Genomic DNA, 24,393 nt, shown 5'->3' on the forward strand with positions numbered 1-24,393 from the left:
GCGCGGTTATTCCGCAGCATCCGCATGGGCGGCCGCATCCAGTTCGGCCGCCTTTTTCTCGACTTCTTCTACGATGTGATCGACCATCGAGGCATTGTCCATCTTGTGGCTTTGTTTGCCTGCGAGATAAACCATTCCTGATCCGGCGCCGCCGCCCGTAAAGCCGACATCGGTCATCAGCGCCTCGCCCGGACCGTTCACAACGCAGCCGATGATTGAAAGGCTCATCGGAGTTTTGATGTGCTCCAGTCGCTTTTCGAGCGTTTCCACCGTTTTAATCACGTCAAAGCCCTGACGCGCGCAGCTCGGGCAGCTGATGATGTTGACGCCGCGATGACGCAGGCCCAGGGATTTCAGGATTTCATAGCCGACCTTTACTTCTTCCACCGGATCAGCCGACAGGCTCACGCGGATCGTGTCACCGATGCCCATCCAGAGCAGGTTACCGAGACCAATCGCTGATTTGATGGTGCCGGAAACCAGCCCGCCGGCCTCAGTAATCCCCAGGTGAATGGGTGCATCGGTTGCCTCGGCCAGTTGCTGATAGGCCGCTGCCGCCATAAAGACGTCAGACGCCTTGCAGCTGATCTTGAACTCGTGAAAATCATTGTCCTGCAGGATTTTGATGTGATCCAGACCGCTTTCAACCATCGCGTCCGGACAGGGTTCGCCGTATTTCTCCAGCAGATGCTTTTCCAGGCTCCCGGCATTTACGCCAATACGGATCGAACAATTGTGGTCACGGGCTGCTTTGATCACCTCTTTGACGCGTTTCTCGTCACCGATGTTGCCCGGGTTGATGCGCAGGCAGGCGGCACCGGCTTCAGCCGCCTCAATGCCGCGTTTGTAGTGAAAATGGATGTCGGCGACGATTGGCACGGATACTTCCGGCACGATTTCGTGCAGCGCCTTTGACGAAGCCTCGTCCGGAACAGAAACCCGCACAATGTCTGCGCCCGCCTCTGTCGCGGCATTGATCTGTGCAATCGTTGCTGCGACATCAGTGGTCAGCGTATTGGTCATGGTCTGCACACTGATCGGCGCATCGCCGCCGACCGGGACGTTGCCGACCATGATCTGGCGGGATGTACGGCGGTAGATATTACGCCATGGGCGGACGTGGTTCAGTGACATTCAGAGCCCCCGGGAAACTGTATATGTCAGCCAAAATAGACACCGCAGGCGCGGCCCGCAATGGTCGTCTGTCGATGCCGCTGGTTTATTCTGCCACGGGCAGGACGGGTGACTGAAGTTCCACGACTGTTGTCGCAAGCGCTTCATCTGCAGACAGGTCCGCAACGCTGTAGGCGGCCTTGAGTGTATCAACGTCCAGCGCCAGATTGGATGTCACGACGCCAGTGTCACCGACGGGGCCGTAGTACTCACCGTTGAGCGCAAAATATATCGCGCCGCTCTCGCCAGTTCTCAGGACAGGTGGATTTTCGCTTTTGGGGGCGTCCCAGGTATCACCGGGCTCCATGATCGTCTCAAAGATCACACTTCCGTCCGCTGCCTGAACACGCACCCAGGACGGGCGAACCGCGACCATCCGCAGCGCGGGTCCGGGCTCCTGAGACACCTGAGGCACAGGGAATTCCGCAACGCTTTCTGCAATCGTAGTATCAATTGAAGCGAAGACGCGGTCCGGGGGCGTCTCCGGACGTGGAGGCTCTGCAAAATTGCCGATGGAGCGCGGATCAATCGTAGAGATCGGTGCGTCACGCGCCACCAGGACCGGCACATCCAGTGTCTGCGGGCGATAAAGACGTTCCAGCGCATCGGCACGTGGTTGGTCCATACCGGCAGGAAGGGCCGTTTCGCCGCCCTCTTCGGGTGTTGCGGTCAGCACACCATCCAGTGGATCGAGATCAGACAGAACAACGGGAGTCTGATCGACCGGTGCCACCTGGACGCGCTGCACTTCCTGCAACACCGACCAGCCGCCAAATCCGATGCCGGCAATCAGCGCAAGCAACACAAGCGACGATCCGACGGCGCCCGGTTCGATGCGGGAAATGAAGCTGTCACCTGCCGGCACAAAAGGTGTGCCCGGCTTGCTGAAAATGTCGCCGTCGTAAACACGAGACGCCTTTTCGGCGCGCGGTGTCTTGCGGACAACCGAAGCGGCAGCGGACATGCCGTGCGCAACAGAGAAGCCGCTTTCTTCGCAGAAAGTATCAAACGCTTCGTCCGGGTTCATACCCAGATAGCGTGCATAGCTGCGGACGTAGCCGGCGATAAATCCCGGCGTGTCGAAGGCGTCCGGATCGCAGTCTTCGATTGCGGCAATATAGGCCGCCTTGATACGGAGTTCCCGTTGTACGTCGAGGAGGGATTTGCCCATCGTTGCGCGTTCGCCGCGCATGGTGTCGCCAAGGCGCAGCTCAAAGTCATCAAACGCTTTGCGTTCGACCACTTCCTCAACACTCTTTGAGTGCTTACGCCCGATCATACGACTGCCCCGTCTTCCCCATATCTGCCTGACGCCTGCGCCGGATTAAGAATCGTCCCCACGATTCGTACCCGGCTTGTTGTTTAGGTCAGGTTAACACAAGCCAAATCCAATTACATCAGGTGCTTGCTTACCCGGCACGTTCGGCACGATTTAGCGCACAATGTGACCAAAGTCCGTCCATTGCACGCACGAGCGCGTCCATTTCCGGGGCCCCATGTACAGGAGACGGCGTAAAACGCAACCGTTCTGTGCCCCGCGGCACTGTCGGGAAGTTGATTGGCTGCACATAGATACCGTGATCATCCAGCAGCATGTCACTGAGCATCTTTGTATGCACAGGATCGCCGACCATCACCGGCACGATATGGCTTCCGTGGTCGATAATCGGCAGGCCCAGCCCCTTGAGTCGCATCTTAAGAATCCGCGCCTGCAACTGGTGCGCCTCGCGCAGTTCCGGCGCTCTTTTCAGGTAGGCAACGGATGCTGCAGCTCCGGCGGCAACGGCCGGCGGGAGGGAGGTGGTAAAGATGAAGCCTGGCGCGTAAGATCTTATCGCATCACACATTTTCGCGGACGCGGCGATATACCCGCCCATAACGCCATATGCCTTGGCGAGGGTGCCGTTGATGATATCGAGGCGGTGCATCAGGCGGTCGCGCTCGGCCACACCGGCGCCGCGCGGGCCATACATACCGACGGCATGCACTTCGTCGATATAGGTCAGCGCCCCGAATTCATCCGCCAGATCACAAATCTCTTCGATCGGGCCAAAATCGCCATCCATTGAATAGATGGACTCAAACGCAATAATCTTGGGCGCCGCAGGATCATCGGCGGCCAGAAGCTCGCGCAGATGCGCGACATCGTTGTGGCGGAAGATTCGTTTCGCGCCACCATTTCGCCGCACTCCTTCGATCATCGAGGCGTGATTCAGCGCATCCGAATAAATGATGAGTCCCGGAAAAAGCCGGGGCAGCGTCGAGAGGGTCGCATCATTCGCGATATAGGCAGAGGTAAACAGCAGCGCTGATTCTTTGCCGTGCAGATCCGCCAGCTCAGCCTCAAGACGCTTGTGATAAACGGTTGTCCCCGAAATGTTGCGCGTGCCACCCGACCCGGCGCCCGTCGCATCCAGTGCTTCGTGCATTGCTTCGAGCACCACCGGGTGCTGGCCCATACCCAGATAGTCGTTTCCACACCACACAGTGATGTTCTGCTGAGTGCCGTCGGGGCGGGTCCGGACCGCATGCGGAAACTGGCCGTTTGCACGCTCGATGTCGATGAAAGTCCGGTAGCGGCCTTCTTCATGCAGGCGGTCAATCGCCTGATCCAGTTGGTCGTTGTAATCCACCCGGCGGGCCTCCTCAGATCGGGGTGAGCGCGCCGCCCCTTTTGGTATCTTTAGAACAATTATAGATCGCGCGTCAGATGATCAATATCTCTAGGGCGCACAGCATGTCGCAGCCTTGATCTGGATCAAGCGCACGGACAGCAAAATCCGGCTCACACGCGCTGGACACGCCCGCACAGGCTGATACGGTCCGGGCGAACAGATCAAGGAGTGCCCCGATGTCACTGGACGCCGTTCTTTCCCGCATCGATACTGACATGCCTGAGGCGCTGGAGCGGTTGCGTACGCTGCTGCGGATACCGTCAATCTCGACAGATCCGGCTTTTGCCGCGGATTGCGACACCGCGGCGGACTGGCTGGTCGCCGAACTTGAAGGACTGGGTATCCGTGCGGAAAAACGCCCCACACCGGGCCACCCGATGGTCGTTGGTCACGCGGACGGCCCCGGACCGCATCTGCTGTTTTACGGGCATTACGACGTACAACCTGTTGATCCGCTTGAACTTTGGGACAATGACCCCTTTGATCCCAAAGTGGAGGACACACCGAAGGGCAAGGTCATCAGGGGGCGCGGATCGTCCGATGACAAGGGGCAGCTGATGACCTTCATCGAGGCCTGCCGGGCCTGGATCGCCGAAGAAGGGACCCTGCCCTGCAAAATCACCTTTTTCTTTGAGGGCGAGGAAGAAAGCGGCTCTCCGTCACTGGTGCCATTCATGGAAGAAAACGCTGATGAACTGAAATCCGATCTGGCGCTGATCTGCGACACCGGCCTTTTTGAAAGCCGGACGCCGGCAATTGTCACCATGCTGCGCGGCCTGCTGGGCGAGGAGATCACAATTACGGGACCGGATCTGGATCTCCACTCCGGGATGTACGGCGGCGTGGCGATGAACCCGGTGCGTGTGCTCTCAAAGATCATCGCGTCCCTGCATGACGATACCGGCCGGATCACCGTGCCCGGTTTTTACGACGGCGTGCCCGAACTGTCTGACGAGATGGAGGCGCAATGGCAGGGACTGGCCTTTGATCACGCCGCCTTTCTGGGCGATGTCGGCCTGTCGGAACCTGCCGGCGAACAGGACCGCACCCCGCTTGAGATGATCTGGTCGCGCCCCACCTGCGAGGTCAACGGTATCTGGGGGGGATACACCGGGGACGGGTTCAAAACGGTACTGCCCTCAGAAGCCCATGCCAAAATCAGTTTCCGCCTCGTCGGAAACCAGGATCCCCTGGCAATCCGCGACAGTTTCCGTCAGATGGTGCGCGACATGCTTCCGCCGGACTGCAAGGTCAGCTTTGGCGGCCACGGCGCGAGCGGCGCGTCCCACACCGAAACCAGCGATCCGGCTTTTGAGGCCGCGCGGCAGGCTCTGACAGACGAGTGGCAGGTCCCCGCAGCCTATGTGGGCTGCGGCGGATCAATCCCGATTGCCGGATATTTCCAGGACATCCTCGGCACGACACCGATGCTGATCGGCTTTGGCAAGGACGACGATGCCCTGCACTCTCCGAATGAAAAGTATGATCTTGAAAGTTTCCACAAGGGGACCCGGAGCTGGGCCCGTATCCTCGCCGCGCTGAGCTGAACCGGTGATCCCGGGCTTTGCCACACACACGGTCGACTGTGCCGGTCTGCCGGTGCATGTCGCGACAGGCGGGTCCGGTCCGGCGGTGCTTTTGCTGCACGGGTTTCCACAGACCCACGCCATGTGGCACAGCGTGGGGCCGGCCCTTGCCGAACATTTCACCGTCTTTGCACCTGACCTGCGCGGGTATGGTGCCACCGGCAAGCCCGAGGGTACGGCGCCCTATTCCTTCCGCCACATGGCCGCCGATCAGAAAGCACTGCTGAGGCATTTTGGCATTGAACACTGCCATGTGATCGGCCACGACCGTGGCGGACGGGTCGCACACCGCCTCGCCCTTGATGCGCCGGACGTTGTCAGCACGCTGACTGTCATGGACATCGTCCCCACACATCTGTTGCTGGATGAGCTGACCCGCCAGGTGGCCACCGCCTATTACCACTGGTTCTTTCTGGCGCAGCCCGCACCTTTCCCCGAAACCATGATCGGTCATGATCCGGATGCATATTTCGAAAGCTGCCTGTTGGGATGGGGTGCGGCCGAAATCTCTGATTTCGACCCCGGTGCGCTGGATGCTTACCGGAAGGCATGGCGGAACCCGGATGCCATCCGGGGCATGTGCGCAGACTACCGCGCCGCACTGAACACGGATTTTGACCTTGATGCGGCTGATCTGCACCGGCAGGTCGACTGCCCTGCCCTCGTGCTCTACGGCGCAGACGGTGCCATGGCCGGCGTGTATGACATTCCCGGGACGTGGTCGGACCGGTTGACCAATATGGTCTATAGTGCCATTCCGGGCGGACACTTTTTTGTCGACCAGCATCCCCGGGAAACGGCACAGGCGCTTCTGGATTTCCTGACAAAACACCGCTGAACCGGGCAAGAGCGGGTTTTTCACCTCACAGGACTGCTTCATGCTAGACTTCCCTTACGTAAATCATAAAAAACGAAGGGACAGACGATGTTTGCACGCGTAACGCACTACAAAATGAAGGCGGCCTCCGTGGCGCCGGCCACAGCTCTGCTGGAACAGATGAAGCCGCAGATCATGGCATTGCCGGGCCTCATCCGGTTTATAAATACGATGAATTCTGACGGCAGCGGCTGCGTGATTTCAATCGTTGAAAGCAGAGAGGCATCTGACGCGAATGCCGAAAACGTGGCCAAACTCTGGAGTGCATTTGCCGATCATCTGGAAAGCGCCCCCTCGGCTGAGGGTTTTGAGGTGATCGCCGACTGGGCGGACTGAATGGCAGGAAAACCCGAACCTGAAAAAGCAAAAGGCCTCCGTTTCCGGGGGCCTTTTTGGCAGCGGTGGCGCGGTTGACGGGGCTCGAACCCGCGACCCCCGGCGTGACAGGCCGGTACTCTAACCAACTGAGCTACAACCGCCCACTGCACGCTTCCTGCGAAGCGTTCCGTTCTACTATTGCGCCCTCCCGGTCGCGTCAAGCAGGCATTGGCAAGAATTTTTATTTTTCATGCCTGCAGCGGAATTTTTCGGAATCCTCAGTCCGGCAGCGGAATAAATTCCGCATCATCACCCGGCGGCAACCGGAACCGTCCATGCGCCCAGTCTCCTGCACGCCACGCCTCTTTGGCCGCATCGATGCGCTCGCGCGAGGAGGCAACAAAGTTCCACCAGATATGACGGGAACCGTTCAGCGTCGCTCCACCCAGCAACATCAGCCGCGCGCCGCCTGCCCCGGCCTTCAGCGAAATTCTGTCGCCCGGGCGGAAAACCATCATCTGCCCGGCGTCGAAGGTTTCACCGGCAACCGTTACAGAACCGGTCACCACATAGACACCCCGGTCCTCGTGCTCATCCGGCAGCGGTATCTGCGCGTCCGGCTGCAGCACGGCATCCGCATAAAAAATCTCAGAGAAGGTTTTGACAGGTGCCTTCTCGCCCCAGGCATTTCCCAGGATCAGGCGTACTTCCTTGCCCTCGCCTGTCATGAACGGCAGCGTATCTTTTGGCGCGTGTTCGAACGCGGCCGGATTGTCCTCTGCCTCTTCCGGCAGCGCGACCCAGGTCTGAATACCAAACAGACTGTGCGGTTTTTTCCGAACATCACCATCCGTGCGCTCTGAGTGGGTGATCCCGTGGCCGGCCACCATCCAGTTTACCGCGCCCGGTTCGATCCACTGATCAGTGCCGAGACTGTCGCGGTGATGGATGGTGCCCCTGTAAAGATAGGTGACCGTTGCGAGCCCGATGTGCGGGTGTGGCCGCACATCAATGCCCTTGCCCGTCAGAAACTCGGCAGGACCCATCTGATCAAAGAAAATGAACGGGCCGACCATCTGCCTTTTCGGCGCAGGCAGGGCGCGCCGGACCTCAAATCCGCCGAGATCACGTGCGCGCGGGACGATGATCGTGTCGATTGCGTCCACCGCATCACCGATCGGGCAGTCGGGATCAAGTACCGGGTTCCAGCTCATAGCCACCTCCTCAACAGGGTCACTGCTGAGAATAACGCGCTTCCGGCACACTTCAATTACTGCTTTGGTTACATTTTGCGCAGGGTCTGTGCGGCCTTGTCAAACGCGGCCTTGTCCGAGATGCGCCTGGAAGCCAGATCCAATCGCGCAGCCATGTGGATAATTTCGGAAACTTCATCCGCACTCTGGTCAAGCGCCATTTCAAACGCCGCGTATTCGAGGTAGCAGGAGGCGAGAAGCATGGCGACCTGGACACGTTCGGGTTTCGGCAATTCGTCAAGCGCGCCCAGCGACGCCTGAAGGTCCACAACCTTTGATGGAATTGTCGCCGTCGGCTCCGTCATATCGCGTCAGCCTTCACTGTATACACCCATGCGCTGAGGACGCTGCGTTGTCCTGCGAAGAGGTCTGCTGCCCTGGCACCACGAGATATTCAGTTATCACAAACAGATCTGAGGGGGTTTTTCTCCAACGCTTTCAGAGTTCACTCAACGGTTGCGAAACCGAACATCTTCGAGCCAAAATTCGCGCACATTGTAACAATTGTCAACCTGAGAGAGATTGCGGGGTTATAAAACTATCGTAAAAGTAGCATAAATGCGACTCATCTGTTCAATGGAAACAGCTGTACCACTTCAGATTCGGGGGGACTCCCGGGTGCTGACTGGCCACGTCCGCTGAGACGCGCTGACAGGTTGACCATTTCACCGACGGTGTCGCTGTTGACGTGTCCGGCCAGTTCAAACGCACCATACTCCACCAGCCTCGCAGCCATCAGCAGCGCGCGCTCGCCCCGCTCGTGTGCCGGCAGGCCGTTGAGTTTGTTCAGGAAATTTTGCAGATCCGCTTCATTGTCCAAAGCCTTCTGTCTGTCAGGATTTTCCATCCCTGAATTGTCGCAAAACAAAGCGCGCCCCTTTCACCACCAGACTGCATTGATGCAGAAACGATCTGTCAGACCTGAACTGATCCGACATCCGGTCACCACCCCGACCGGCCTTCAAACAGGATACCCAGAAATACTGAGTCGCAACAGAGAGATAATGGTGGGTCGTGAGAGGCTCGAACTCCCGACATCTTCGGTGTAAACGAAGCGCTCTACCAACTGAGCTAACGACCCGACAACCGCGGTTTAGCCAAACTGCGCAGGGTCTTCAAGCCCCTAATGTGAGGCGATGCTGCACGCCGTTCACGAGGTAGTAAACGACCCCCTGCCCACCGGGCAGCGCACCGATTTCCGACACGTCCATGCCAAGCACGATAAGCCGCAGCATCCGGGACGTCATGCCGTGTGTTACCAGAACCGAAGGCGCGGAAAGTGTCTCCAGAAAAGACACGCAACGCTCCCGCAGCCCTGCGAACCCTTCGCCACCCGGGGCGCTGTCGTACAGGTGCAGTGCGCTTTCCTCGCTCTCTGCCGCCGCTTCACCGTTTGGCAGTTCAGACCGCCTGCGCCCTTCGTATTCCCCTACAGTAATTTCCGCGAGGCGCGGATCAGTATCAATCCGCATGGCAAGCCCCTCAAGTGCGATAGCGGCTGTCTGGAACGCGCGGCCCTGAGGGCTCGACAGAAAATGAAATCCCGACAGGTCACGGTCCCGGAGAATTCTGCCCTGATCGGCGGCCTGAGACCGGCCAAGTTCCGTCAGAGGCGAATCCAGGCGCCCCTGCACACGGTGTTCTGCATTCCAGCAGGTCTGACCGTGGCGCAGAATGTAGAGAGGCGGATATACAAGCATAGAGGTTCCGGCAGGCGTTGTGTGGTTCCCGGTTACGCCCGTACGCGTCCGGCTTCAAGCGCCGGATTGACGCCCATGGGATTGCCGTCAGCAAAAACGCGTTTCAGGCCTGGAAAGTGGTGGGTGATAAGAGATTTGAACTCCTGACATCTTCGATGTGAACGAAGCGCTCTACCACTGAGCTAATCACCCTTGGGGCGCGAAATATCGAACCGGGACGGCAATCGCAAGCGGTTTAAGGATGTCGTGACCGGGCTGTCCGCCCTTTGTCTGAGCCCGGCAGAGCGGCGCCAGAACGAAAAAAGGCGCGGCACAGTAAAGTGCCGCGCCCCTGAATTTTCAGGTCGGTTTCACAGGGTCAGTGCGCCGTTGCTGCGTCACCGCCATCCGTTTTGCTGGCAATAGCCGCAGCTGCCGCCTCTTCAGCATCCTGATCCCATTCGATGGCCTCCGGTTTGCTGACAAGCGCATGTTCCAGAACCTCGGACACGTGGCTGACAGGGATAATTTCGAGCCCCTCTTTTACATTGTCCGGAATGTCTGGCAGGTCCTTCGCATTCTCCTGGGGAATAAGAACCGTGGTGATCCCGCCCCTGAGAGCCGCAAGGAGTTTTTCCTTGAGACCACCAATGGGCATTGCGTTCCCGCGCAGGCTGACTTCGCCGGTCATGGCAATGTCTTTGCGTACCGGAATTTTGGTCAGCACAGAAACAATAGAGGTCACCATGGCAAGGCCCGCGCTCGGCCCGTCCTTGGGTGTTGCCCCGTCCGGTACGTGAACGTGAATGTCGATCTTGTCGAACTGCGGTGGCTTAACCCCGATCTGCGGGCTGATTGACCGCACATAAGAGGACGCCGCATCAATCGATTCCTTCATCACATCGCCCAGCTTGCCGGTGGTCTTCATCCGGCCTTTGCCCGGCAAACGCAGTGCTTCGATGCTCAGAAGCTCACCGCCCACGGATGTATAGGCCAGCCCGGTAACGACACCGATCTGATCCTCTTTCTCTGCCAGGCCGTAACGGTACTTTTTGACGCCGAGAAAATCGTCGATGTTCTCTGCTGTCACCGCAACGCTGTCTGCTTCCTTCCGGATGATCTTGGTCAGCGACTTACGCGCCACCTTGGCGATTTCACGTTCAAGGTTCCGCACACCCGCTTCACGCGTGTAGGTCCGGATCATCTCAGTCAGTGCACTCTCGTCAATGCTGAACTCCTTGCCCTTCAGACCGTGATTTTTGATCTGTTTGGGCACCAGGTGCTGCAGAGCGATCTCGCGTTTTTCGTCCTCGGTGTAGCCGGCCAGCGGAATGATCTCCATCCGGTCGAGCAATGGTCCGGGCATATTGTAGCTGTTGGACGTGGTAAGGAACATCACGTTGCTGAGGTCATACTCGACCTCAAGGTAGTGATCCACAAAAGTGGAGTTCTGTTCAGGATCAAGCACTTCCAGCATTGCCGAAGCGGGATCACCGCGGAAATCCTGACCCATCTTGTCGATCTCGTCGAGCAGGATAAGCGGATTGGTCGTCTTGGCCTTTTTCAGCGCCTGGATGATCTTGCCTGGCATAGAGCCGATATACGTCCGGCGGTGGCCACGGATCTCGGATTCGTCCCGCACGCCGCCAAGGCTGATGCGGATGAACTCGCGCCCGGTCGCACGCGCAACGGATTTGCCCAGCGACGTTTTACCAACACCGGGAGGTCCCACGAGGCACATGATCGGGCCCTTAAGTCTGGTCGAGCGCTGCTGTACCGCGAGATACTCAACGATCCGCTCCTTGACCTTTTCAAGACCATAGTGATCGTCGTCCAGCACCTGCTGGGCGCGGCCAAGGTCCTTTTTCACGCGGGATTTCTTGCCCCACGGGATCGACAGCATCCAGTCGAGGTAATTGCGCACGACTGTTGCCTCGGCAGACATCGGGCTCATGTTGCGCAGTTTTTTCACTTCGGCATCGGCCTTTTCACGGGCCTCTTTGCTGAGCTTCGTCTCGGCGATACGCGCTTCAAGCTCGGCAACCTCGTTCTTGCCGTCCTCGCCATCACCCAGCTCCTGCTGGATCGCCTTCATCTGTTCGTTCAGATAGTATTCGCGCTGTGTGCGCTCCATCTGTGTTTTGACGCGCGTCTTAATCTTTTTTTCGACCTGCAGCACGGACATTTCGCCCTGCATGAGGCCGTAAACCTTTTCAAGGCGCTCGGAGATGCTGAGCGTCTCCAGCAGATCCTGCTTCTGGTCCACCTCAATGCCCAGATGACCGGCCACAAGGTCAGCCAGACGCGCGGGTTCGCCGGATTCGCCGACAGCCGCCAGCGCCTCTTCGGGGACGTTCTTTTTCACCTTGGCATAGCGCTCGAACTCGTCAGCAACCGTGCGCAGCAGCGCCTCGGTCGTCGCGACGTCGCCCGGCATTTCGGTCAGATATTCTGCCCGCGCCTCGAAAAAGTTATCGTTTTCAATGTATTCTGTGATGCGCACGCGCGCCTGCCCCTCAACCAGCACCTTGACGGTGCCATCGGGAAGTTTCAGCAGCTGCAGCACATTGGCCAGGACACCTGCCTTGTAGATGCCGTCACTGTCCGGATCATCCACGCCAGGGTCGATCTGGCTGGACAGAAGTATCTGTTTGTCGTCTGCCATGACCTCCTCAAGGGCACGGACAGATTTCTCCCGACCAACAAACAGCGGCACAATCATGTGGGGGAAAACCACGATGTCGCGCAGCGGCAGTACAGGGTAGGAAGCGTTAAGAGGCTCTTGCATGCTCTTTCCTTGTTTTTGGCAAGATGACACTGGTCCCGCGGATGCAGCAACGCCCGGTCATCTCCGGTTTAACTGATTACAGGTGGGGCAGTCCCCGCATGAAATCAACCTTCACTCTTTCTGGCCGGACAAGAATGAACAGCAAACGGGCGGAGTACAAGCCGCCAATTGGCTGTCAGTGGTTCATCCGCTGTCCTGCATGTCAGTGTGCCTCGAGGGTCATCAAATTGTTGCGACATCGCGCATTCTGCTGGAACGCCCGTCTCAGGACGGTAACCTGCCACTTCCCGAAGCAGGACCTGATCCAGTCGCCGCGCCTGCACAGAACGCTAAGCCCTCTGAGGTTAACCGCCGGTTAACTCCTGACACCGGCCGGCTCAGACCGGTTCTATGTCGCCCTGCGCGCGTCCTGCATGAAACGCCGCCTGCCATGCTTCAAAAGTCCCGGCACTGATGGCGTCACGCATTCCGGCCATCAGATTCTGATAATAATGCAGATTGTGCCAGGTCAGCAGCATCGAGGAAATAATTTCCTGGCTGCGAAACACGTGATGCAGATAGGCTCGGCTGTACTGCCTGCAGGCCGGACAGGTGCAATCCTCGTCCAGCGGGCGCGGATCGTCCTGGTGCCGCGCATTCTTGATGTTCAGCACTCCGCGGCGCGTGAACACCTGACCCGTGCGCCCGGAACGGCTGGGCAGCACGCAGTCCATCATGTCGATGCCGCGCGCAACCGCGCCGACGATGTCATCGGGTTTTCCGACACCCATTAGGTAGCGAGGTTTGTCGGCCGGCAACTGGTCCGGGGCGAAATCGAGGCAACCAAACATGGCCTCCTGCCCCTCTCCCACGGCAAGCCCGCCAACTGCATAGCCGTCAAAACCGATGTCACGCAGTGCCTCAGCACTTTCGGCGCGCAGGTCCTCTTCGAGCCCCCCCTGCTGAATACCGAACAACGCATGCCCCGGACGGTCGCCAAACGCCTCTTTCGATCGTGCTGCCCACCGCATCGACAGCTGCATGCTCTCTGCGATCCTCGCCTTGTCCGCGGGCAGTGCCGGGCATTCGTCGAAACACATCACGATGTCAGAGCCAAGCAGGCGCTGGATTTCCATCGAACGTTCCGGCGTGATCTCGTGCTTTGAGCCGTCGATATGGCTTTTGAAGGTAACGCCCCGCTCGGTCAGTTTGCGCAATGAAGCGAGGCTCATCACCTGAAACCCACCCGAATCCGTCAGAATGGGCCGGTCCCAGTTCATAAACCTGTGCAACCCGCCCAGACGGTCGATCCGCTCTGCCGTCGGGCGCAGCATCAGGTGATAGGTATTGCCCAGCAGGACATCCGCGCCGGTTGCACGCACAGAACCCGGCAGCATCGCCTTGACGGTCGCAGCAGTCCCCACCGGCATGAACGCAGGGGTCCTGATGTCACCGCGCGGCGTGCTGATCACCCCGGTACGGGCCTTTCCGTCCACGGCATGCCGCGTGAAACTGAAACCGCTCATGATCGCCTCTCCTGTCACTGTCCCCGCCCGGTATCCAAACAGGCACCAAAGTGCAATCGCTGTGCGCCGGGTGCGGTTTTTCCCCGGTCCGGATTACTTGCATTCTGCAACACAAACGGCCACATCCCTAGCGGGACAGTAAAAAGGACGTATCCATGGATATCGAAACGGTCATTATCGAACTTCTGTCAGGAAATATTGTGTTCCTGCTGCTGGCGGCATTGCTGATTGCGCTGGTCGTCAAAGGTGTAAAGATCGTCCCGCAGTCCGAAAAATATGTCATCGAACGGTTCGGCCGCCTCCGGGCTGTTCTTGGACCCGGTATCAACCTGATAGTGCCGTTTATTGACCGTGTCGCGCACGAGATTTCGATCCTTGAGCGTCAGCTGCCCAATGCAAGCCAGGACGCAATTACCAAAGACAACGTGCTGGTTCAGGTGGAAACGTCTGTATTTTACCGCATCACTGAACCGGAACGCACGGTATACCGGATCCGCGATGTCGATGCCGCGATTGCCACGACAGTGGCCGGCATTGTGCGTGCCGAGATCGGCAAGATGGATCTGGATGATGTGCAGGCGAACCGTGCCCATCTCATCACCACCATAAAATCACTGGTCGAAGACGCCGTGGACGACTGGGGAATCGAAGTGACCCGGGCAGAAATCCTGGACGTAAATCTTGATCAGGCCACCCGCGATGCAATGCTCCAGCAGCTGAATGCGGAACGTGCGCGCCGCGCCCAGGTCACCGAGGCCGAGGGCTCGAAACGCGCGGTAGAACTTTCCGCTGACGCGGAGCTTTATGCCTCGGAACAGACGGCCAAGGCCCGCCGCATTCTCGCTGACGCAGAAGCCTATGCAACCCAGGTGGTCGCCACGGCGATCAATGAAAACGGCATCGAAGCGGCGCAGTACCAGATTGCGCTGAAACAGGTCGAAGCTCTGAATGCGCTTGGTGCCGGCGACGGCAAACAGACGATTGTTCTGCCCGCCCAGGCGCTCGAAGCCTTTGGCGACGCCTTCCGCCTGCTCAAAGGCAAAGGCGCATGATCAGCGCGTTTCTGGGCATCTGGTGGCTGTGGATCGCCGTTGCGATCGTTCTGGCCATCATCGAGGTCTTTGCGCCGGGATTTATCTTTCTGGGCTTTGCTATCGGCGCGCTCATCACCGCAGGTTTTGTCGGCTTCGGGTTTATCCCTTCGGCGGCAATGCTGATGGCGGTCTTCGCGGGTGTCTCGCTGCTGGCCTGGATCGGGTTGCGCCTTGCTTTTCGCAGCCAGTCCAGCGGTGCAAAGGTCATTACGCGCGATATCAACGAAGACTGATCCGCCACTCTGGCCGGGACCGGGTCCCGCCAGCAGAATGCGGACGGACACGGATGGTCTCAGCGGGAATGCGGGCTATTCTTTCGTACACCATCCCGCACTACAGGACACCCGCCCCGATGAACGCCCCGCCGGACAACCGGCTTTCACTCAAAGCCGCAACATCAGATGCGCACGCCTCGGCCGAAGCCGTCTGGTTTGACGCAGGCGCATTCAGCTCCCCCGACAGATACCGTTTATGGCTGGGTCAGATGCTGGCCGTGCACAGTGATATGGGGTTGCGTGCTGCAGGAACCGTGATGTCCGGGGCGTACCTTGCACCCGAAGAGGCACGCTGTGCCGCACTGGCCCGTGATCTGGGAACCTCCCCGCCTCCGGCGCCGGACCAGCCGGCCTCAGAGAGCTGGAGCTGGGGTGTTCTTTATGCTCTGAACGGCTCCGCCCTTGGCGCGTCCGTCATTCACCGCACCATCAGCCGCGAAAACAGCTGGCCGCTGGAATACCTTACTGTCATGCGCGATTTTGCAACAACGGGTGGGGTAAAGCAGTTTTTCGACCGCCTGAATGCCGTGGATCTGTCTGAAAACGAAGCGCGCCGGGGCGCCGACGCAGTCTTTGCGCGACTGGGCGAATACCACGCGCCAACCGGTTCAGACTGACACAGACCCCATCCGGTTGAGGTCTCGGGCCGCGCCTGTTAGGCCAGAGACCAACCCGGGAAACAGGAGGAAAACAGCATGGATAAGCTGACATTCGGATGGGAAGAGTGGATTTCTCTGCCCGACCTTGGCCTGCCTGCGATCAAGGCAAAGATCGACACCGGCGCGCGCACATCGGCACTGCATGCACATGACATCGAAGTGTTCGGGCCCGCAAAAACCCCGAAGGTCCGGTTTAACGTACACCCGGTTGCAGGCCGCAATGACGTGTCAATTACCTGCTCGGCCCCGCTGGTCGACCGCCGTGAAGTGACCTCGTCCAATGGCGAGACCGAACAGCGCTTTGTCATTGCTTCGACAATCAGTGTCGCAGGCCAGACCTGGCCGATCGAGATCACTCTGACAAACCGGCAGCAGATGTCGTCGCGTATGCTTCTGGGGCGCCAGGCGCTGGGAGATCACATCTCGATCACGCCCACCGAAAAACACCTGCAACCCGAACTCAGTTACGACGATTACCACACCGCAGCCGTGAAACGCGGCGCACCCAAACGCGCACTGCGCATTGCCGTGCTCAGCCGTGAGGACAATTATTCCACGCGCCGTCTGGTCGAAGTCGGTGAAGCCCGCGGCCATACGGTCGAGGTGATCGATACAACCCGCTGTTATATGGCGATCAACACCATGGCCCCAGAGGTGCATTATGACGGCAAGCGCCTGCCAAGATATGACGCGGTTATCCCGCGGATCGGGGCCTCTATTACTCCCTACGGCACCGCCGTCATCCGCCAGTTCGAAGCCATCGGCACCTATTGCGTGAACGGCAGCGCCGGCATCACCGCCAGCCGGGACAAACTGCATGCGCATCAGGTGCTGGCCACGAAAAAGATCGGCATGCCCTCGACGGCCTTTGCGGCCTCGCCCAAGGACACCTCGAACCTGATGGGGCTTGTGGGCACCGCGCCGCTGATCGTGAAACTGCTGGAATCTACCCAGGGTAAAGGCGTCGTGCTGGCGGAAACCAAGAAGGCGGCTGAATCGGTGATTGATGCGTTCCGCGGCCTCAAGGCGAACTTTCTGGTTCAGGACTTTGTCAAAGAGGCCGCCGGCGAGGACATCCGCTGTCTGGTGGTGGCCGGCAAGGTCGTGGCGGCAATGAAACGCACGGGTGCAGAAGGCGATTTCCGGTCAAATCTGCACCGCGGCGGATCGGCGAAAGTGGTGCGCATCACCCGCGAGGAACGCGACACCGCGGTCCGCGCAGCGCGGGCCTTTGGTCTGGGCAAGGCGGGTGTTGATCTGCTGCGCTCCTCGAGCGGACCAAAAGTGCTGGAAGTGAATTCGTCACCCGGCTTTGAGGGCATCGAAAAGGCCACCGGCAAGGACATCGTGGGCAAGCTCTATGACGAGATCGAGCTGCAGGTCAAACCGCGCCCTGCCCGTAAACGTAAAAGCTGAACCGCCAGACATGCCAGCGCAGAACCGCTAAAACGCAGCAGCCAGCTCTTCATGCAGGGTCGCGGTGAGCAGCACGGCAATCCGGGCGCGCAGTTGCGCGCGCCGGACACGCAGCTGGCTGATCTCCAGATCGTTCCGCGCAACCGCACCTGATTCCGCCTTCGCAAGCTCTTCGCAGACATGCCTGAACGCGCTGCAGAGTTTCTGGTATTCTCCGTTTTCTCTCTGGAGAGAGGCAACACGTCCAAGTCGCGTATCCTCTGCGTCATAAAGATCTTCAGCGCTCAACGGCTCCTCCTTTTATCCGTCGGTTTCCCGGGTGCAGCGAACTTGCCAGAATATGATCGGCGGCATGCACAACCGTGTCCGCTCCACCGACAATGTCCGGATCCGGCGCGCATGCCACTTCGGGGTTCTTGTCCGGGTAGTCCAGCTGCGAGAGAAAATGCCGCATACAGTTGATCCGGGCCCGTTTTTTGTCGTCCGAACGGATCACTGTCCAGGGGGCATCCGCCGTGTGCGTGTAAAAGAACATCGCCTCCTTGGCCTCGGTATAGTCATCCCAGCGGTCCAGGCTGGCGCGGTCAATGGGGGACAGCTTCCACATCTTCAGCGGATCGGTTTCCCGCGACCGGAACCGTGCGCGCTGCTCATCCCGCGTGACCGAAAACCAGTATTTGAACAGGCGCACACCGGACCGCACGAGCATCCGCTCGAACTCCGGGGTCTGGCGCATGAATTCCAGGTATTCTTCGGGCCTGCAGAACTCCATCACCCGCTCGACACCCGCCCGGTTATACCAGGACCGGTCATAGAGCACCATTTCTCCAGCCGTTGGCAGATGCTTGATGTACCTTTGGAAAAACCACTGGCCACGCTCTTCGTCGGTAGGTTTGTTCAGCGCAACCACACGCGCCGCCCGGGGGTTGAGGTGTTCTGTAAACCGTTTGATCGTGCCACCCTTGCCGGCCGCGTCCCGCCCTTCGAACAGCATGACGTGTTTCTGACCGGTTTCCTGCACCCAGTGCTGCACTTTCAGCAGCTCGACCTGCAGGCCGGCCTTGGCGGATTCGTATTCCCTGCGGCTCAGACGGCGCCGCCCCGGCGCCTTTGCCGGCGCTGTGTCTGCACTTTCTGGTGCATCGGGCGCTGTTGCAGCACGCGCAGCGGGTTTTCGGGTATTGCCCTTTAAAGCTTCAGCCATCTGATACTCCCATTCTGCCAGCCCCATTTAAACACCGGCACCGGCGGCATTCCTTGATCCTGGTCAAATCCGAATGCACAGCCGGTTTCCGGTGACCGGGGCTGTCAGCCAGCCAGTTTTTCCTGCAGAACCTGCAGGTCGGTCTGAATCTTCTGGCTGTGAGGGACTTCTGAGCGAACTGTTTCGGCGAGCAGTTCAAGCTGAGCGTCAAAGGCCGGGAGGTTGTTGTCCTGAGCGAATTCCCGCAGTTCGTCGATTACTTCGATGATCCACTGGAAGTTTTCCGGTGTCGTTTCGGCAGTCACGTAGTTCTCGTTGTGATTGTATTTCCTCTGACATCCTTTTCGGAAAACTTGGTTAACAGAATCCTAACAAAACCGCGTAACTGTAATTTACGTTAAGTAACGTCGTCACACCGTGCCCGAAAACGGGCCCCGGACGTCAGTCCTCTGAGCCAGAAGCAGCGCCGGCCGCCCTGCTCTGCCGTCTGGCGCGTTAATCCTTTTGCCTGCACCTCTTTACCGCCTGGACCGCAATCCTTATATAAATGCTAAGGATCATTGAGAGGCACCTATGACGAACGCATCTGAACCGCTCGAAGGCGCGCCGCTGATTGCGCCCTCCAGTACGGATCATCCGCTATATGAACAGATCGTGGATGCCTGCCGCACCGTTTATGATCCGGAGATTCCGGTGAATATTTACGAGCTCGGGCTGATCTACACGATTGATATCAGCAGCGAGAACGCCGTTCAGATCAAGATGTCTCTCACGGCTCCCGGCTGTCCCGTCGCCGGTGAAATGCCGGGCTGGATCGCCGATGCGGTGGAACCGATCCCCGGCGTCAGACAGGTGGATGTGGAACTGGTGTGGGAGCCGCCATGGGGCATGGATATGATGTCAGATGAGGCGCGGCTCGAACTGGGCTTTATGTGACTGGTTCCGGGGATCATCCGGGCACGTCATGCGCATAACGCGCGGATCAGCACTTTCTGCCAACCGGGGTTCCCGTGCCCTGTCCTGCATTGCCGCAACCGTGCTCGTTGGTTCGGGCACACCGGCTTTCCCCGATGACATTGCGGTAACATACGGCCCCCGGCCTGCACATCTGATTGATCTGCTGCCTGACGGAGATCTCAAATCGCGCCTGCGTGCCTGCGAGGGCCAGACCCCCGCCCGCAGCCTGTTTTCCATCGGGCACCGCGGCGCAGCGCTGATGTTCCCCGAACACACCGTGGAATCGGCGAGAGCAGCGGCACGCATGGGCGCAGGTATCCTTGAATGTGATGTTACCTTCACCCAGGACCATGAACTGGTGTGCCGCCACGCACAGAACGATCTGCACCGGACCACAGACATCCTTGTCAGCGACCTTGCGGACACCTGCATCCTGCCCTTTGCCCCGGCAAGCGGATCACAGAAAGCAACTGCCGAGTGCCGCACATCAGAGGTCACGCTGGACGAATTCCTGACACTGACCCCCGAAATGGACAGCGCTGATCCGGCGGCGACCACAGTGGATGCATACCGGGGCGGTCTGCCGGGATTCCGGACGACGCTCTATACGGGCAATGCGACGATGATGACCCATCGCCAGTCGATTGAGCTTTTCCGGGAACTGGGCGCAAAGTTCACGCCAGAGCTCAAATCACCATCAGTTGATATGCCACACAACGGTTTCAGCCAGCAGGATTATGCACAGAAACTGATCGACGAATACAAAGACGCGGGCATTCCCCCAGATGACGTTTTTGCCCAGTCTTTTAACCTTAACGATGTCCTATACTGGATTGAAAACGAACCGGATTTCGGAAAGCAAGCTGTGTATCTGGACGGAAGGTTCTCAGGCGCCAGCCCGCTCGATCCTGCAGATCCGGGGACTTTTGAACCGTCCATGCAGACGCTCAGGGATCTCGGGGTCGGCTACATCGCTCCCCCGCTCTGGATGCTGCTGGCGCTGGAGGACGGACGTATCGTGCCGTCCGCCTATGCAAAGGACGCACAGGCAGCCGGGCTGAAGATCATCACATGGACGCTCGAACGCTCTGGCCCGCTCGACGCCGGCGGTGGCTGGTATTTTCAGACCGTGTCAGATGCGATTGAAAACGACGGTGCCTATTTTCAGGTGCTGGATGTTCTGGCCCAGGATGTGGGGGTTGTCGGGGTTTTCTCAGACTGGCCCGCAACAGTCACCTACTACGCCAACTGCATGGGCCTGCCCTGATGCAGTGCGGGCATTGCGCGCAATTTCCACCGTGCACTGCTTGTCCGCATGCGGCTGAGCCATTAAATTGACGCCAAAGGAGTTTGGTCATGTTTGGAATACCGGGCAAACAGGCGGTCACACTGACGCCGAAAGCTGCCGCACAGGTCGCGAAGCTGATGGAGTCTGCCGGACATGCCGGCCTGCGTATCGGCGTGAAAAAAGGCGGCTGCGCCGGTATGGAATATACCATGGAATACGTCGAGGCCACCGACCCGAACGACGAGGTGGTGGAGCAGGATGGTGCGCGGGTCATGATCGCCCCGATGGCGCAGATGTTCCTGTTCGGAACCGAAATCGACTATGAGACCTCACTGCTGGAATCCGGTTTCAAATTCCGGAACCCCAACGTCACCGAAGCCTGCGGCTGCGGCGAATCCATCAAGTTCGGCTGAGCGATCACAGTTTTTCACCCCTTGAGGTGAACATATGTCTCGTTGAAACGCGCCATCAGGTGATCACCGGCCAGAACGGCTTCCGAAGCCCCCGGGGGCGCGACATTTGTTTCAAAAGACGGGTTAAAGAACAGCGGCACAGAAATCCGCTCGTTTTCGCCACCCACAACGCGATGCGGCGTAGCCACAACGCGCCCGTCGGTCCAGACCTCCATCATCTCACCAAAATTAATGATGAATTCGCCCGGCGGCGCGCTCACAGGTATCCAGCCCCCACCACGCCTACGGACCTCAAGACCGGGGGACCCATCAGTCGCCAGAAGCGTCAGACAGCCATAGTCTGTGTGGGTTGCAATGCCGAAGTCCCGCGCGGTCGCCCATGCGGGCCGCGTCGGATAGAAGTTCCCGCGTAACAGCGCCATAGGCGTCTCAAATGCGCCATCGAAATAATCCGCACGAGCGCCGATCGACGTGGAGACTCCGCGCAAAACCTGCATGGCGACACTGCAGGCGTGGGCATAGTAATGGCTCACGATACTCTGGAATTCAGGTGGATTTTCCGGCCAGCGGTTCGGCGCATAGACAGCCAGTCCGCGCCGCGCGTCGCCCTCGGGCAACGCAAACCCACTGTCAAAAAACTGCTTGTAGTCTGGGTTGGCGTCCGGATCGACCTGCTCGGACCCAGGCGCGCCCCAGCCCCTGTTGGCTCCTGTCTGCGCCATGTCGATACGTGATTTTTCGGCCGCGGGCAGATGAAAGAACGCGCGGTAGGTTTCAATCACCGAGGCGACGGTTTCAGCACTCAGCGGCGTATTCCGCACAATGGCAAAGCCAACCCCGGTTGCGGCCTCGCGCATCGCATCCAGAGCCTCTGCATCACCGGCACTCAGCTTCTTCAGATCAATTGCAGGAACCATGTCACCCCCCACCTACTCTGCGCCATGCCCTGCCACAGCCCCACGCGCCATGCAACCCGGACCGCCAATTGCCCAGACCTGCGCTTCTTGGTACCAAGGCCGCAACCTCACAGACAGGAGAATGATATGCGCCGCAAAATGGCCGCCGGAAACTGGAAGATGAACGGCTCTGCCGCAGCGCTCGATATGATCGATGCGCTGAGCAGTGCGCACAGCGATAACGCCTGTGATATCGTGATCTGCCCGCCCGCCCATCTGCTGACGGCTGCATGTGACCGCGCTGGCAACGGCCCGGTCGCCATCGGCGCACAGAACTGCCATGCCGCTGAAAAAGGCGCGCATACAGGCGATATCGCGGCCGCGATGATTGCGGAAACAGGCGCGCGTTACGTCATTACAGGCCATTCGGAACGCCGTGAGACCTATGGCGAAACAGATGCCTCTGTCTGCGACAGATCTGCTGCCGCACAGGCCTCCGGGCTGGTGCCGGTCGTCTGCATCGGGGAAAGCCTTGCTCAGCGCGAAGCCGGTGAGGCCCTGCCGGTGATCCGTGCGCAGCTGGCGGCCTCTGTTCCAGATGGCAGCACCGGCGACACGCTTGTTGTCGCCTATGAACCGATCTGGGCTATCGGAACGGGTAAAATCCCGACCCTGGAACAGATCGGCGAGGTGCATGCTGCCCTTCGTGCAGACCTTGTCGCACGCTTTGGAGCGGAAGGAGAGAAAATCCGTCTGCTCTATGGCGGTTCAGTAAAACCCGGTAATGCGGCAGAAATTTTCGGCACAGCCGACGTTGACGGCGCTCTGGTCGGTGGCGCCAGCCTGTCTGCCGACGACTTTTCCCCCATCATCGCGGCCCTCGCCGCAAGCTGACGGTCTGATTGCCGGCAACGACGCGCGGCGCGCGCGGGGGCAGAGCCCCCGCATACGCCAGCCTATTTTATGATGATCTCCGGCCCCATCACTGTTGTTGGCAGCCAGGTACTGATGATCGGGATATAGGTCACCATGATCAGGAAGACGAAGAGCACCGCGGTAAACGGCAGCGCCGCCTTGACCACAGCCCACATCGGCATGTTCGCAACGCCGGATGTCACGAAGAGGTTGAGACCAACAGGTGGCGTGATCATCCCGATTTCCATGTTCACCACCATGATGATGCCGAGGTGAATGGGGTCGATCCCGAGTTCAATCGCAATCGGAAACACCAGAGGTGCGACGATCACCAGCAGGCCTGAGGGCTCCATGAACTGACCGCCGATCAGAAGGATGACGTTCACGATGATCAGAAACACAACCGGTCCGAAACCCGCATCCAGCATGGCCGCCGCAATCTGCTGCGGTATCTGCTCGTCCGTCAGCACGTGCTTGAGGATCAGCGCATTGGCGATGATGAACATCAGCGTAACGGTCAGTTTACCGGCTTCAAAGAGCGTGTTCTTTGTGTCGCGGTGAAAGAAGGCGGTCACCAGGGCGACAGGCTTCTGCATCAGCGACAGATTGCGGTTTTCATCTCCCTCGGTGTGCAGCGGTCCCATGTCGCGGTACACGAAACTGGCAATGAAGAATGCATAGACAGCCGCAACAGCTGCCGCCTCTGTCGGGGTGAAGATACCCCCGTAGATGCCGCCCAGAATGATCACGATCAGGAACAGCCCCCAGCCCGCTTCCCGGCCACTTTCAAAGACTTCGCCCCAGCCGCGCCATTCGCCACGGGGCAGATCGCGCATCTTTGCGATGATGTAGATGGTGACCATCAGCATCGTGCCCGCCATCAGGCCCGGGATGACACCCGCCAGGAACATGCGTCCGACAGAAACATCCGTGGCCGAAGCGTAGACGACCATGACGATGGACGGCGGAATGAGGATGCCCAGCGTACCCGCGTTTGCTATAACGCCCGCGGCAAAGTCCTTGGTATAGCCCACCTGGCGCATGCCCGCGATCACAATGGAGCCGATGGCCACAACCGTCGCCGGCGACGAGCCGGAAAGTGCGGCAAAAAGCATACAGGCAAAGACACCTGCAATCGCGAGCCCCCCCGGCAGATGGCCGACCAGCGCGATGGAAAACCGGATGATCCGGCGCGCCACGCCGCCCGTGGACATAAAGCTGGAGGCAAGGATAAAGAACGGAATGGCCAGCAGGGTGTAGTGACCCGCCATCGCCTGAAACAGCGTCTGGGCAATTGAGGCAAGCGACGTGTCAGAAAGCACCAGCAGGAAAACGATGGACGACATACCGAGGCTTACAGCGATTGGCACACCGACCAGCATCAGGCCAACGACCATGGCGAAAAGAATTGCAACTTCCATG

The 24,393-nt window shown here is 59.1% G+C and carries 25 protein-coding genes and 3 tRNA genes; 11 read left to right on the forward strand and 17 right to left on the reverse strand.

Annotated elements, in window-relative coordinates; translation table 11 throughout:
• Positions 1-6: 6 nt before the first annotated feature.
• From ispG to hemA, 3 genes are all read right to left on the reverse strand, one after another.
• Entirely contained in the window at positions 7-1,134 is a 1,128-nt protein-coding gene (gene ispG, locus Q0792_RS02810; RefSeq protein WP_298836195.1) for a flavodoxin-dependent (E)-4-hydroxy-3-methylbut-2-enyl-diphosphate synthase, read from the reverse strand.
• A gap of 85 nt (positions 1,135-1,219) precedes the next feature.
• Positions 1,220-2,452: a helix-turn-helix domain-containing protein gene (locus tag Q0792_RS02815; RefSeq protein WP_298836197.1), complete on the reverse strand. Its 1,233-nt coding sequence runs from the start codon at positions 2,450-2,452 to the stop codon at positions 1,220-1,222.
• 130 nt (positions 2,453-2,582) lie between these two features.
• Entirely contained in the window at positions 2,583-3,806 is a 1,224-nt protein-coding gene (gene hemA / locus Q0792_RS02820) for a 5-aminolevulinate synthase (protein ID WP_298836199.1), read from the reverse strand.
• Between the two features lie 218 nt (positions 3,807-4,024).
• Between hemA and Q0792_RS02825 the strand changes: the two genes are divergently transcribed.
• The 3 genes from Q0792_RS02825 to Q0792_RS02835 all read left to right on the forward strand — a co-directional run bounded on the left by Q0792_RS02825 (position 4,025) and on the right by Q0792_RS02835 (position 6,647).
• A complete protein-coding gene (locus Q0792_RS02825; RefSeq protein WP_298836201.1) occupies positions 4,025-5,395 on the forward strand; it encodes a M20/M25/M40 family metallo-hydrolase in 1,371 nt (456 codons plus the stop codon).
• A 4-nt stretch (positions 5,396-5,399) separates the two neighbouring features.
• Positions 5,400-6,272, forward strand: coding sequence for an alpha/beta fold hydrolase (locus tag Q0792_RS02830; RefSeq protein ID WP_298836203.1), 873 nt, complete (start codon positions 5,400-5,402; stop codon positions 6,270-6,272).
• Between the two features lie 87 nt (positions 6,273-6,359).
• Positions 6,360-6,647: a hypothetical protein gene (locus Q0792_RS02835; protein ID WP_298836205.1), complete on the forward strand. Its 288-nt coding sequence runs from the start codon at positions 6,360-6,362 to the stop codon at positions 6,645-6,647.
• 66 nt (positions 6,648-6,713) lie between these two features.
• Here Q0792_RS02835 and Q0792_RS02840 read toward each other — a convergent pair.
• From Q0792_RS02840 to tgt, 9 genes are all read right to left on the reverse strand, one after another.
• A tRNA-Asp gene (locus tag Q0792_RS02840) sits at positions 6,714-6,790 on the reverse strand.
• Between the two features lie 117 nt (positions 6,791-6,907).
• Complete coding sequence (locus Q0792_RS02845) at positions 6,908-7,843, reverse strand: pirin family protein (protein ID WP_298836207.1); 936 nt, start codon at positions 7,841-7,843, stop codon at positions 6,908-6,910.
• Between the two features lie 68 nt (positions 7,844-7,911).
• On the reverse strand, positions 7,912-8,187 hold the full coding sequence (locus Q0792_RS02850; protein ID WP_298836209.1) for a hypothetical protein: 276 nt from the start codon (positions 8,185-8,187) through the stop codon (positions 7,912-7,914).
• 260 nt (positions 8,188-8,447) lie between these two features.
• Positions 8,448-8,729 carry a hypothetical protein gene (locus Q0792_RS02855; RefSeq protein WP_298836211.1) on the reverse strand — a complete coding sequence of 94 codons (282 nt, stop codon included), beginning with the start codon at positions 8,727-8,729 and terminating at the stop codon, positions 8,448-8,450.
• 158 nt (positions 8,730-8,887) lie between these two features.
• A tRNA-Val gene (locus Q0792_RS02860) sits at positions 8,888-8,963 on the reverse strand.
• Between the two features lie 34 nt (positions 8,964-8,997).
• Positions 8,998-9,582, reverse strand: a complete 585-nt coding sequence (locus tag Q0792_RS02865; RefSeq protein ID WP_298836213.1) for a histidine phosphatase family protein — start codon at positions 9,580-9,582, stop codon at positions 8,998-9,000.
• Positions 9,583-9,699: 117 nt separating this feature from the next.
• Positions 9,700-9,774: transfer RNA gene (locus Q0792_RS02870), tRNA-Val, on the reverse strand.
• A gap of 166 nt (positions 9,775-9,940) precedes the next feature.
• The gene (lon, locus tag Q0792_RS02875; protein ID WP_298836215.1) at positions 9,941-12,349 is read right to left on the reverse strand and encodes an endopeptidase La; all 2,409 of its coding nucleotides are present in this window, start codon (positions 12,347-12,349) and stop codon (positions 9,941-9,943) included.
• A 377-nt stretch (positions 12,350-12,726) separates the two neighbouring features.
• Positions 12,727-13,854 (reverse strand): tRNA guanosine(34) transglycosylase Tgt, encoded by a 1,128-nt coding sequence (tgt, locus tag Q0792_RS02880; RefSeq protein WP_298836217.1) that lies wholly within the window; start codon positions 13,852-13,854, stop codon positions 12,727-12,729.
• Positions 13,855-14,009: 155 nt separating this feature from the next.
• Here tgt and Q0792_RS02885 point away from each other — a divergent pair, with 155 nt between their 5' ends.
• From Q0792_RS02885 to rimK, 4 genes are all read left to right on the forward strand, one after another.
• Positions 14,010-14,906 (forward strand): SPFH domain-containing protein, encoded by an 897-nt coding sequence (locus tag Q0792_RS02885; RefSeq protein ID WP_298836219.1) that lies wholly within the window; start codon positions 14,010-14,012, stop codon positions 14,904-14,906.
• Positions 14,903-15,181 carry a hypothetical protein gene (locus Q0792_RS02890; protein WP_298836221.1) on the forward strand — a complete coding sequence of 93 codons (279 nt, stop codon included), beginning with the start codon at positions 14,903-14,905 and terminating at the stop codon, positions 15,179-15,181. Before Q0792_RS02885 ends, Q0792_RS02890 begins: the two co-directional genes overlap by 4 nt.
• Positions 15,182-15,300: 119 nt before the next feature.
• The gene (locus Q0792_RS02895; protein ID WP_298836223.1) at positions 15,301-15,840 is read left to right on the forward strand and encodes a biliverdin-producing heme oxygenase; all 540 of its coding nucleotides are present in this window, start codon (positions 15,301-15,303) and stop codon (positions 15,838-15,840) included.
• Positions 15,841-15,918: 78 nt separating this feature from the next.
• On the forward strand, positions 15,919-17,298 hold the full coding sequence (gene rimK / locus Q0792_RS02900) for a 30S ribosomal protein S6--L-glutamate ligase (RefSeq protein WP_298836225.1): 1,380 nt from the start codon (positions 15,919-15,921) through the stop codon (positions 17,296-17,298).
• A 27-nt stretch (positions 17,299-17,325) separates the two neighbouring features.
• Here rimK and Q0792_RS02905 read toward each other — a convergent pair whose 3' ends face one another.
• From Q0792_RS02905 to Q0792_RS02915, 3 genes are all read right to left on the reverse strand, one after another.
• The gene (locus tag Q0792_RS02905; protein WP_298836227.1) at positions 17,326-17,586 is read right to left on the reverse strand and encodes a hypothetical protein; all 261 of its coding nucleotides are present in this window, start codon (positions 17,584-17,586) and stop codon (positions 17,326-17,328) included.
• Positions 17,576-18,502 (reverse strand): polyphosphate kinase 2, encoded by a 927-nt coding sequence (gene ppk2, locus Q0792_RS02910; protein WP_298836229.1) that lies wholly within the window; start codon positions 18,500-18,502, stop codon positions 17,576-17,578. The genes Q0792_RS02905 and ppk2 overlap by 11 nt, the downstream gene beginning before the upstream one ends.
• Before the next feature lie 104 nt (positions 18,503-18,606).
• Complete coding sequence (locus Q0792_RS02915; protein ID WP_298836231.1) at positions 18,607-18,807, reverse strand: hypothetical protein; 201 nt, start codon at positions 18,805-18,807, stop codon at positions 18,607-18,609.
• A gap of 268 nt (positions 18,808-19,075) precedes the next feature.
• On the opposite strand from Q0792_RS02915, the gene Q0792_RS02920 reads away from it, so the two are divergent.
• The 3 genes from Q0792_RS02920 to Q0792_RS02930 all read left to right on the forward strand — a co-directional run bounded on the left by Q0792_RS02920 (position 19,076) and on the right by Q0792_RS02930 (position 21,160).
• Complete coding sequence (locus Q0792_RS02920) at positions 19,076-19,438, forward strand: SUF system Fe-S cluster assembly protein (protein ID WP_298836233.1); 363 nt, start codon at positions 19,076-19,078, stop codon at positions 19,436-19,438.
• A gap of 28 nt (positions 19,439-19,466) precedes the next feature.
• Positions 19,467-20,726, forward strand: coding sequence for a glycerophosphodiester phosphodiesterase family protein (locus Q0792_RS02925; RefSeq protein ID WP_298836235.1), 1,260 nt, complete (start codon positions 19,467-19,469; stop codon positions 20,724-20,726).
• Between the two features lie 89 nt (positions 20,727-20,815).
• Positions 20,816-21,160 carry an iron-sulfur cluster assembly accessory protein gene (locus Q0792_RS02930; protein ID WP_298836238.1) on the forward strand — a complete coding sequence of 115 codons (345 nt, stop codon included), beginning with the start codon at positions 20,816-20,818 and terminating at the stop codon, positions 21,158-21,160.
• Positions 21,161-21,174: 14 nt separating this feature from the next.
• Here the strand turns inward: Q0792_RS02930 and Q0792_RS02935 are convergent, their stop codons facing one another.
• Positions 21,175-22,077 (reverse strand): 2-oxoglutarate and iron-dependent oxygenase domain-containing protein, encoded by a 903-nt coding sequence (locus Q0792_RS02935; RefSeq protein WP_298836240.1) that lies wholly within the window; start codon positions 22,075-22,077, stop codon positions 21,175-21,177.
• 126 nt (positions 22,078-22,203) lie between these two features.
• Here Q0792_RS02935 and tpiA point away from each other — a divergent pair, with 126 nt between their 5' ends.
• Positions 22,204-22,950: a triose-phosphate isomerase gene (gene tpiA / locus Q0792_RS02940; RefSeq protein ID WP_298836242.1), complete on the forward strand. Its 747-nt coding sequence runs from the start codon at positions 22,204-22,206 to the stop codon at positions 22,948-22,950.
• Between the two features lie 62 nt (positions 22,951-23,012).
• On the opposite strand, the gene Q0792_RS02945 is transcribed toward tpiA, so the two are convergent.
• Complete coding sequence (locus Q0792_RS02945) at positions 23,013-24,392, reverse strand: TRAP transporter large permease (protein ID WP_298836244.1); 1,380 nt, start codon at positions 24,390-24,392, stop codon at positions 23,013-23,015.
• Position 24,393 lies beyond the last annotated feature (1 nt).

This window comes from uncultured Roseobacter sp. (genome assembly GCF_947495025.1).
In the GTDB taxonomy this organism is placed as follows: Bacteria; Pseudomonadota; Alphaproteobacteria; order Rhodobacterales; family Rhodobacteraceae; genus Roseobacter.

What these genes read in the sequence shown, in the direction of transcription:
- ispG (WP_298836195.1), bottom strand. Translation starts at nt 1,134, where the DNA reads ATGTCACTGAACCACGTCCGCCCATGGCGTAATATCTACCGCCGTACA.
- Q0792_RS02815 (WP_298836197.1), bottom strand. Translation starts at nt 2,452, where the DNA reads ATGATCGGGCGTAAGCACTCAAAGAGTGTTGAGGAAGTGGTCGAACGC.
- Q0792_RS02825 (WP_298836201.1), top strand. Translation starts at nt 4,025, where the DNA reads ATGTCACTGGACGCCGTTCTTTCCCGCATCGATACTGACATGCCTGAG.
- Q0792_RS02835 (WP_298836205.1), top strand. Translation starts at nt 6,360, where the DNA reads ATGTTTGCACGCGTAACGCACTACAAAATGAAGGCGGCCTCCGTGGCG.
- Q0792_RS02845 (WP_298836207.1), bottom strand. Translation starts at nt 7,843, where the DNA reads ATGAGCTGGAACCCGGTACTTGATCCCGACTGCCCGATCGGTGATGCG.
- Q0792_RS02850 (WP_298836209.1), bottom strand. Translation starts at nt 8,187, where the DNA reads ATGACGGAGCCGACGGCGACAATTCCATCAAAGGTTGTGGACCTTCAG.
- Q0792_RS02855 (WP_298836211.1), bottom strand. Translation starts at nt 8,729, where the DNA reads ATGGAAAATCCTGACAGACAGAAGGCTTTGGACAATGAAGCGGATCTG.
- Q0792_RS02865 (WP_298836213.1), bottom strand. Translation starts at nt 9,582, where the DNA reads ATGCTTGTATATCCGCCTCTCTACATTCTGCGCCACGGTCAGACCTGC.
- lon (WP_298836215.1), bottom strand. Translation starts at nt 12,349, where the DNA reads ATGCAAGAGCCTCTTAACGCTTCCTACCCTGTACTGCCGCTGCGCGAC.
- tgt (WP_298836217.1), bottom strand. Translation starts at nt 13,854, where the DNA reads ATGAGCGGTTTCAGTTTCACGCGGCATGCCGTGGACGGAAAGGCCCGT.
- Q0792_RS02885 (WP_298836219.1), top strand. Translation starts at nt 14,010, where the DNA reads ATGGATATCGAAACGGTCATTATCGAACTTCTGTCAGGAAATATTGTG.
- Q0792_RS02890 (WP_298836221.1), top strand. Translation starts at nt 14,903, where the DNA reads ATGATCAGCGCGTTTCTGGGCATCTGGTGGCTGTGGATCGCCGTTGCG.
- Q0792_RS02895 (WP_298836223.1), top strand. Translation starts at nt 15,301, where the DNA reads ATGAACGCCCCGCCGGACAACCGGCTTTCACTCAAAGCCGCAACATCA.
- rimK (WP_298836225.1), top strand. Translation starts at nt 15,919, where the DNA reads ATGGATAAGCTGACATTCGGATGGGAAGAGTGGATTTCTCTGCCCGAC.
- ppk2 (WP_298836229.1), bottom strand. Translation starts at nt 18,502, where the DNA reads ATGGCTGAAGCTTTAAAGGGCAATACCCGAAAACCCGCTGCGCGTGCT.
- Q0792_RS02920 (WP_298836233.1), top strand. Translation starts at nt 19,076, where the DNA reads ATGACGAACGCATCTGAACCGCTCGAAGGCGCGCCGCTGATTGCGCCC.
- Q0792_RS02925 (WP_298836235.1), top strand. Translation starts at nt 19,467, where the DNA reads ATGCGCATAACGCGCGGATCAGCACTTTCTGCCAACCGGGGTTCCCGT.
- Q0792_RS02930 (WP_298836238.1), top strand. Translation starts at nt 20,816, where the DNA reads ATGTTTGGAATACCGGGCAAACAGGCGGTCACACTGACGCCGAAAGCT.
- Q0792_RS02935 (WP_298836240.1), bottom strand. Translation starts at nt 22,077, where the DNA reads ATGGTTCCTGCAATTGATCTGAAGAAGCTGAGTGCCGGTGATGCAGAG.
- tpiA (WP_298836242.1), top strand. Translation starts at nt 22,204, where the DNA reads ATGCGCCGCAAAATGGCCGCCGGAAACTGGAAGATGAACGGCTCTGCC.
- Q0792_RS02945 (WP_298836244.1), bottom strand. Translation starts at nt 24,392, where the DNA reads ATGGAAGTTGCAATTCTTTTCGCCATGGTCGTTGGCCTGATGCTGGTC.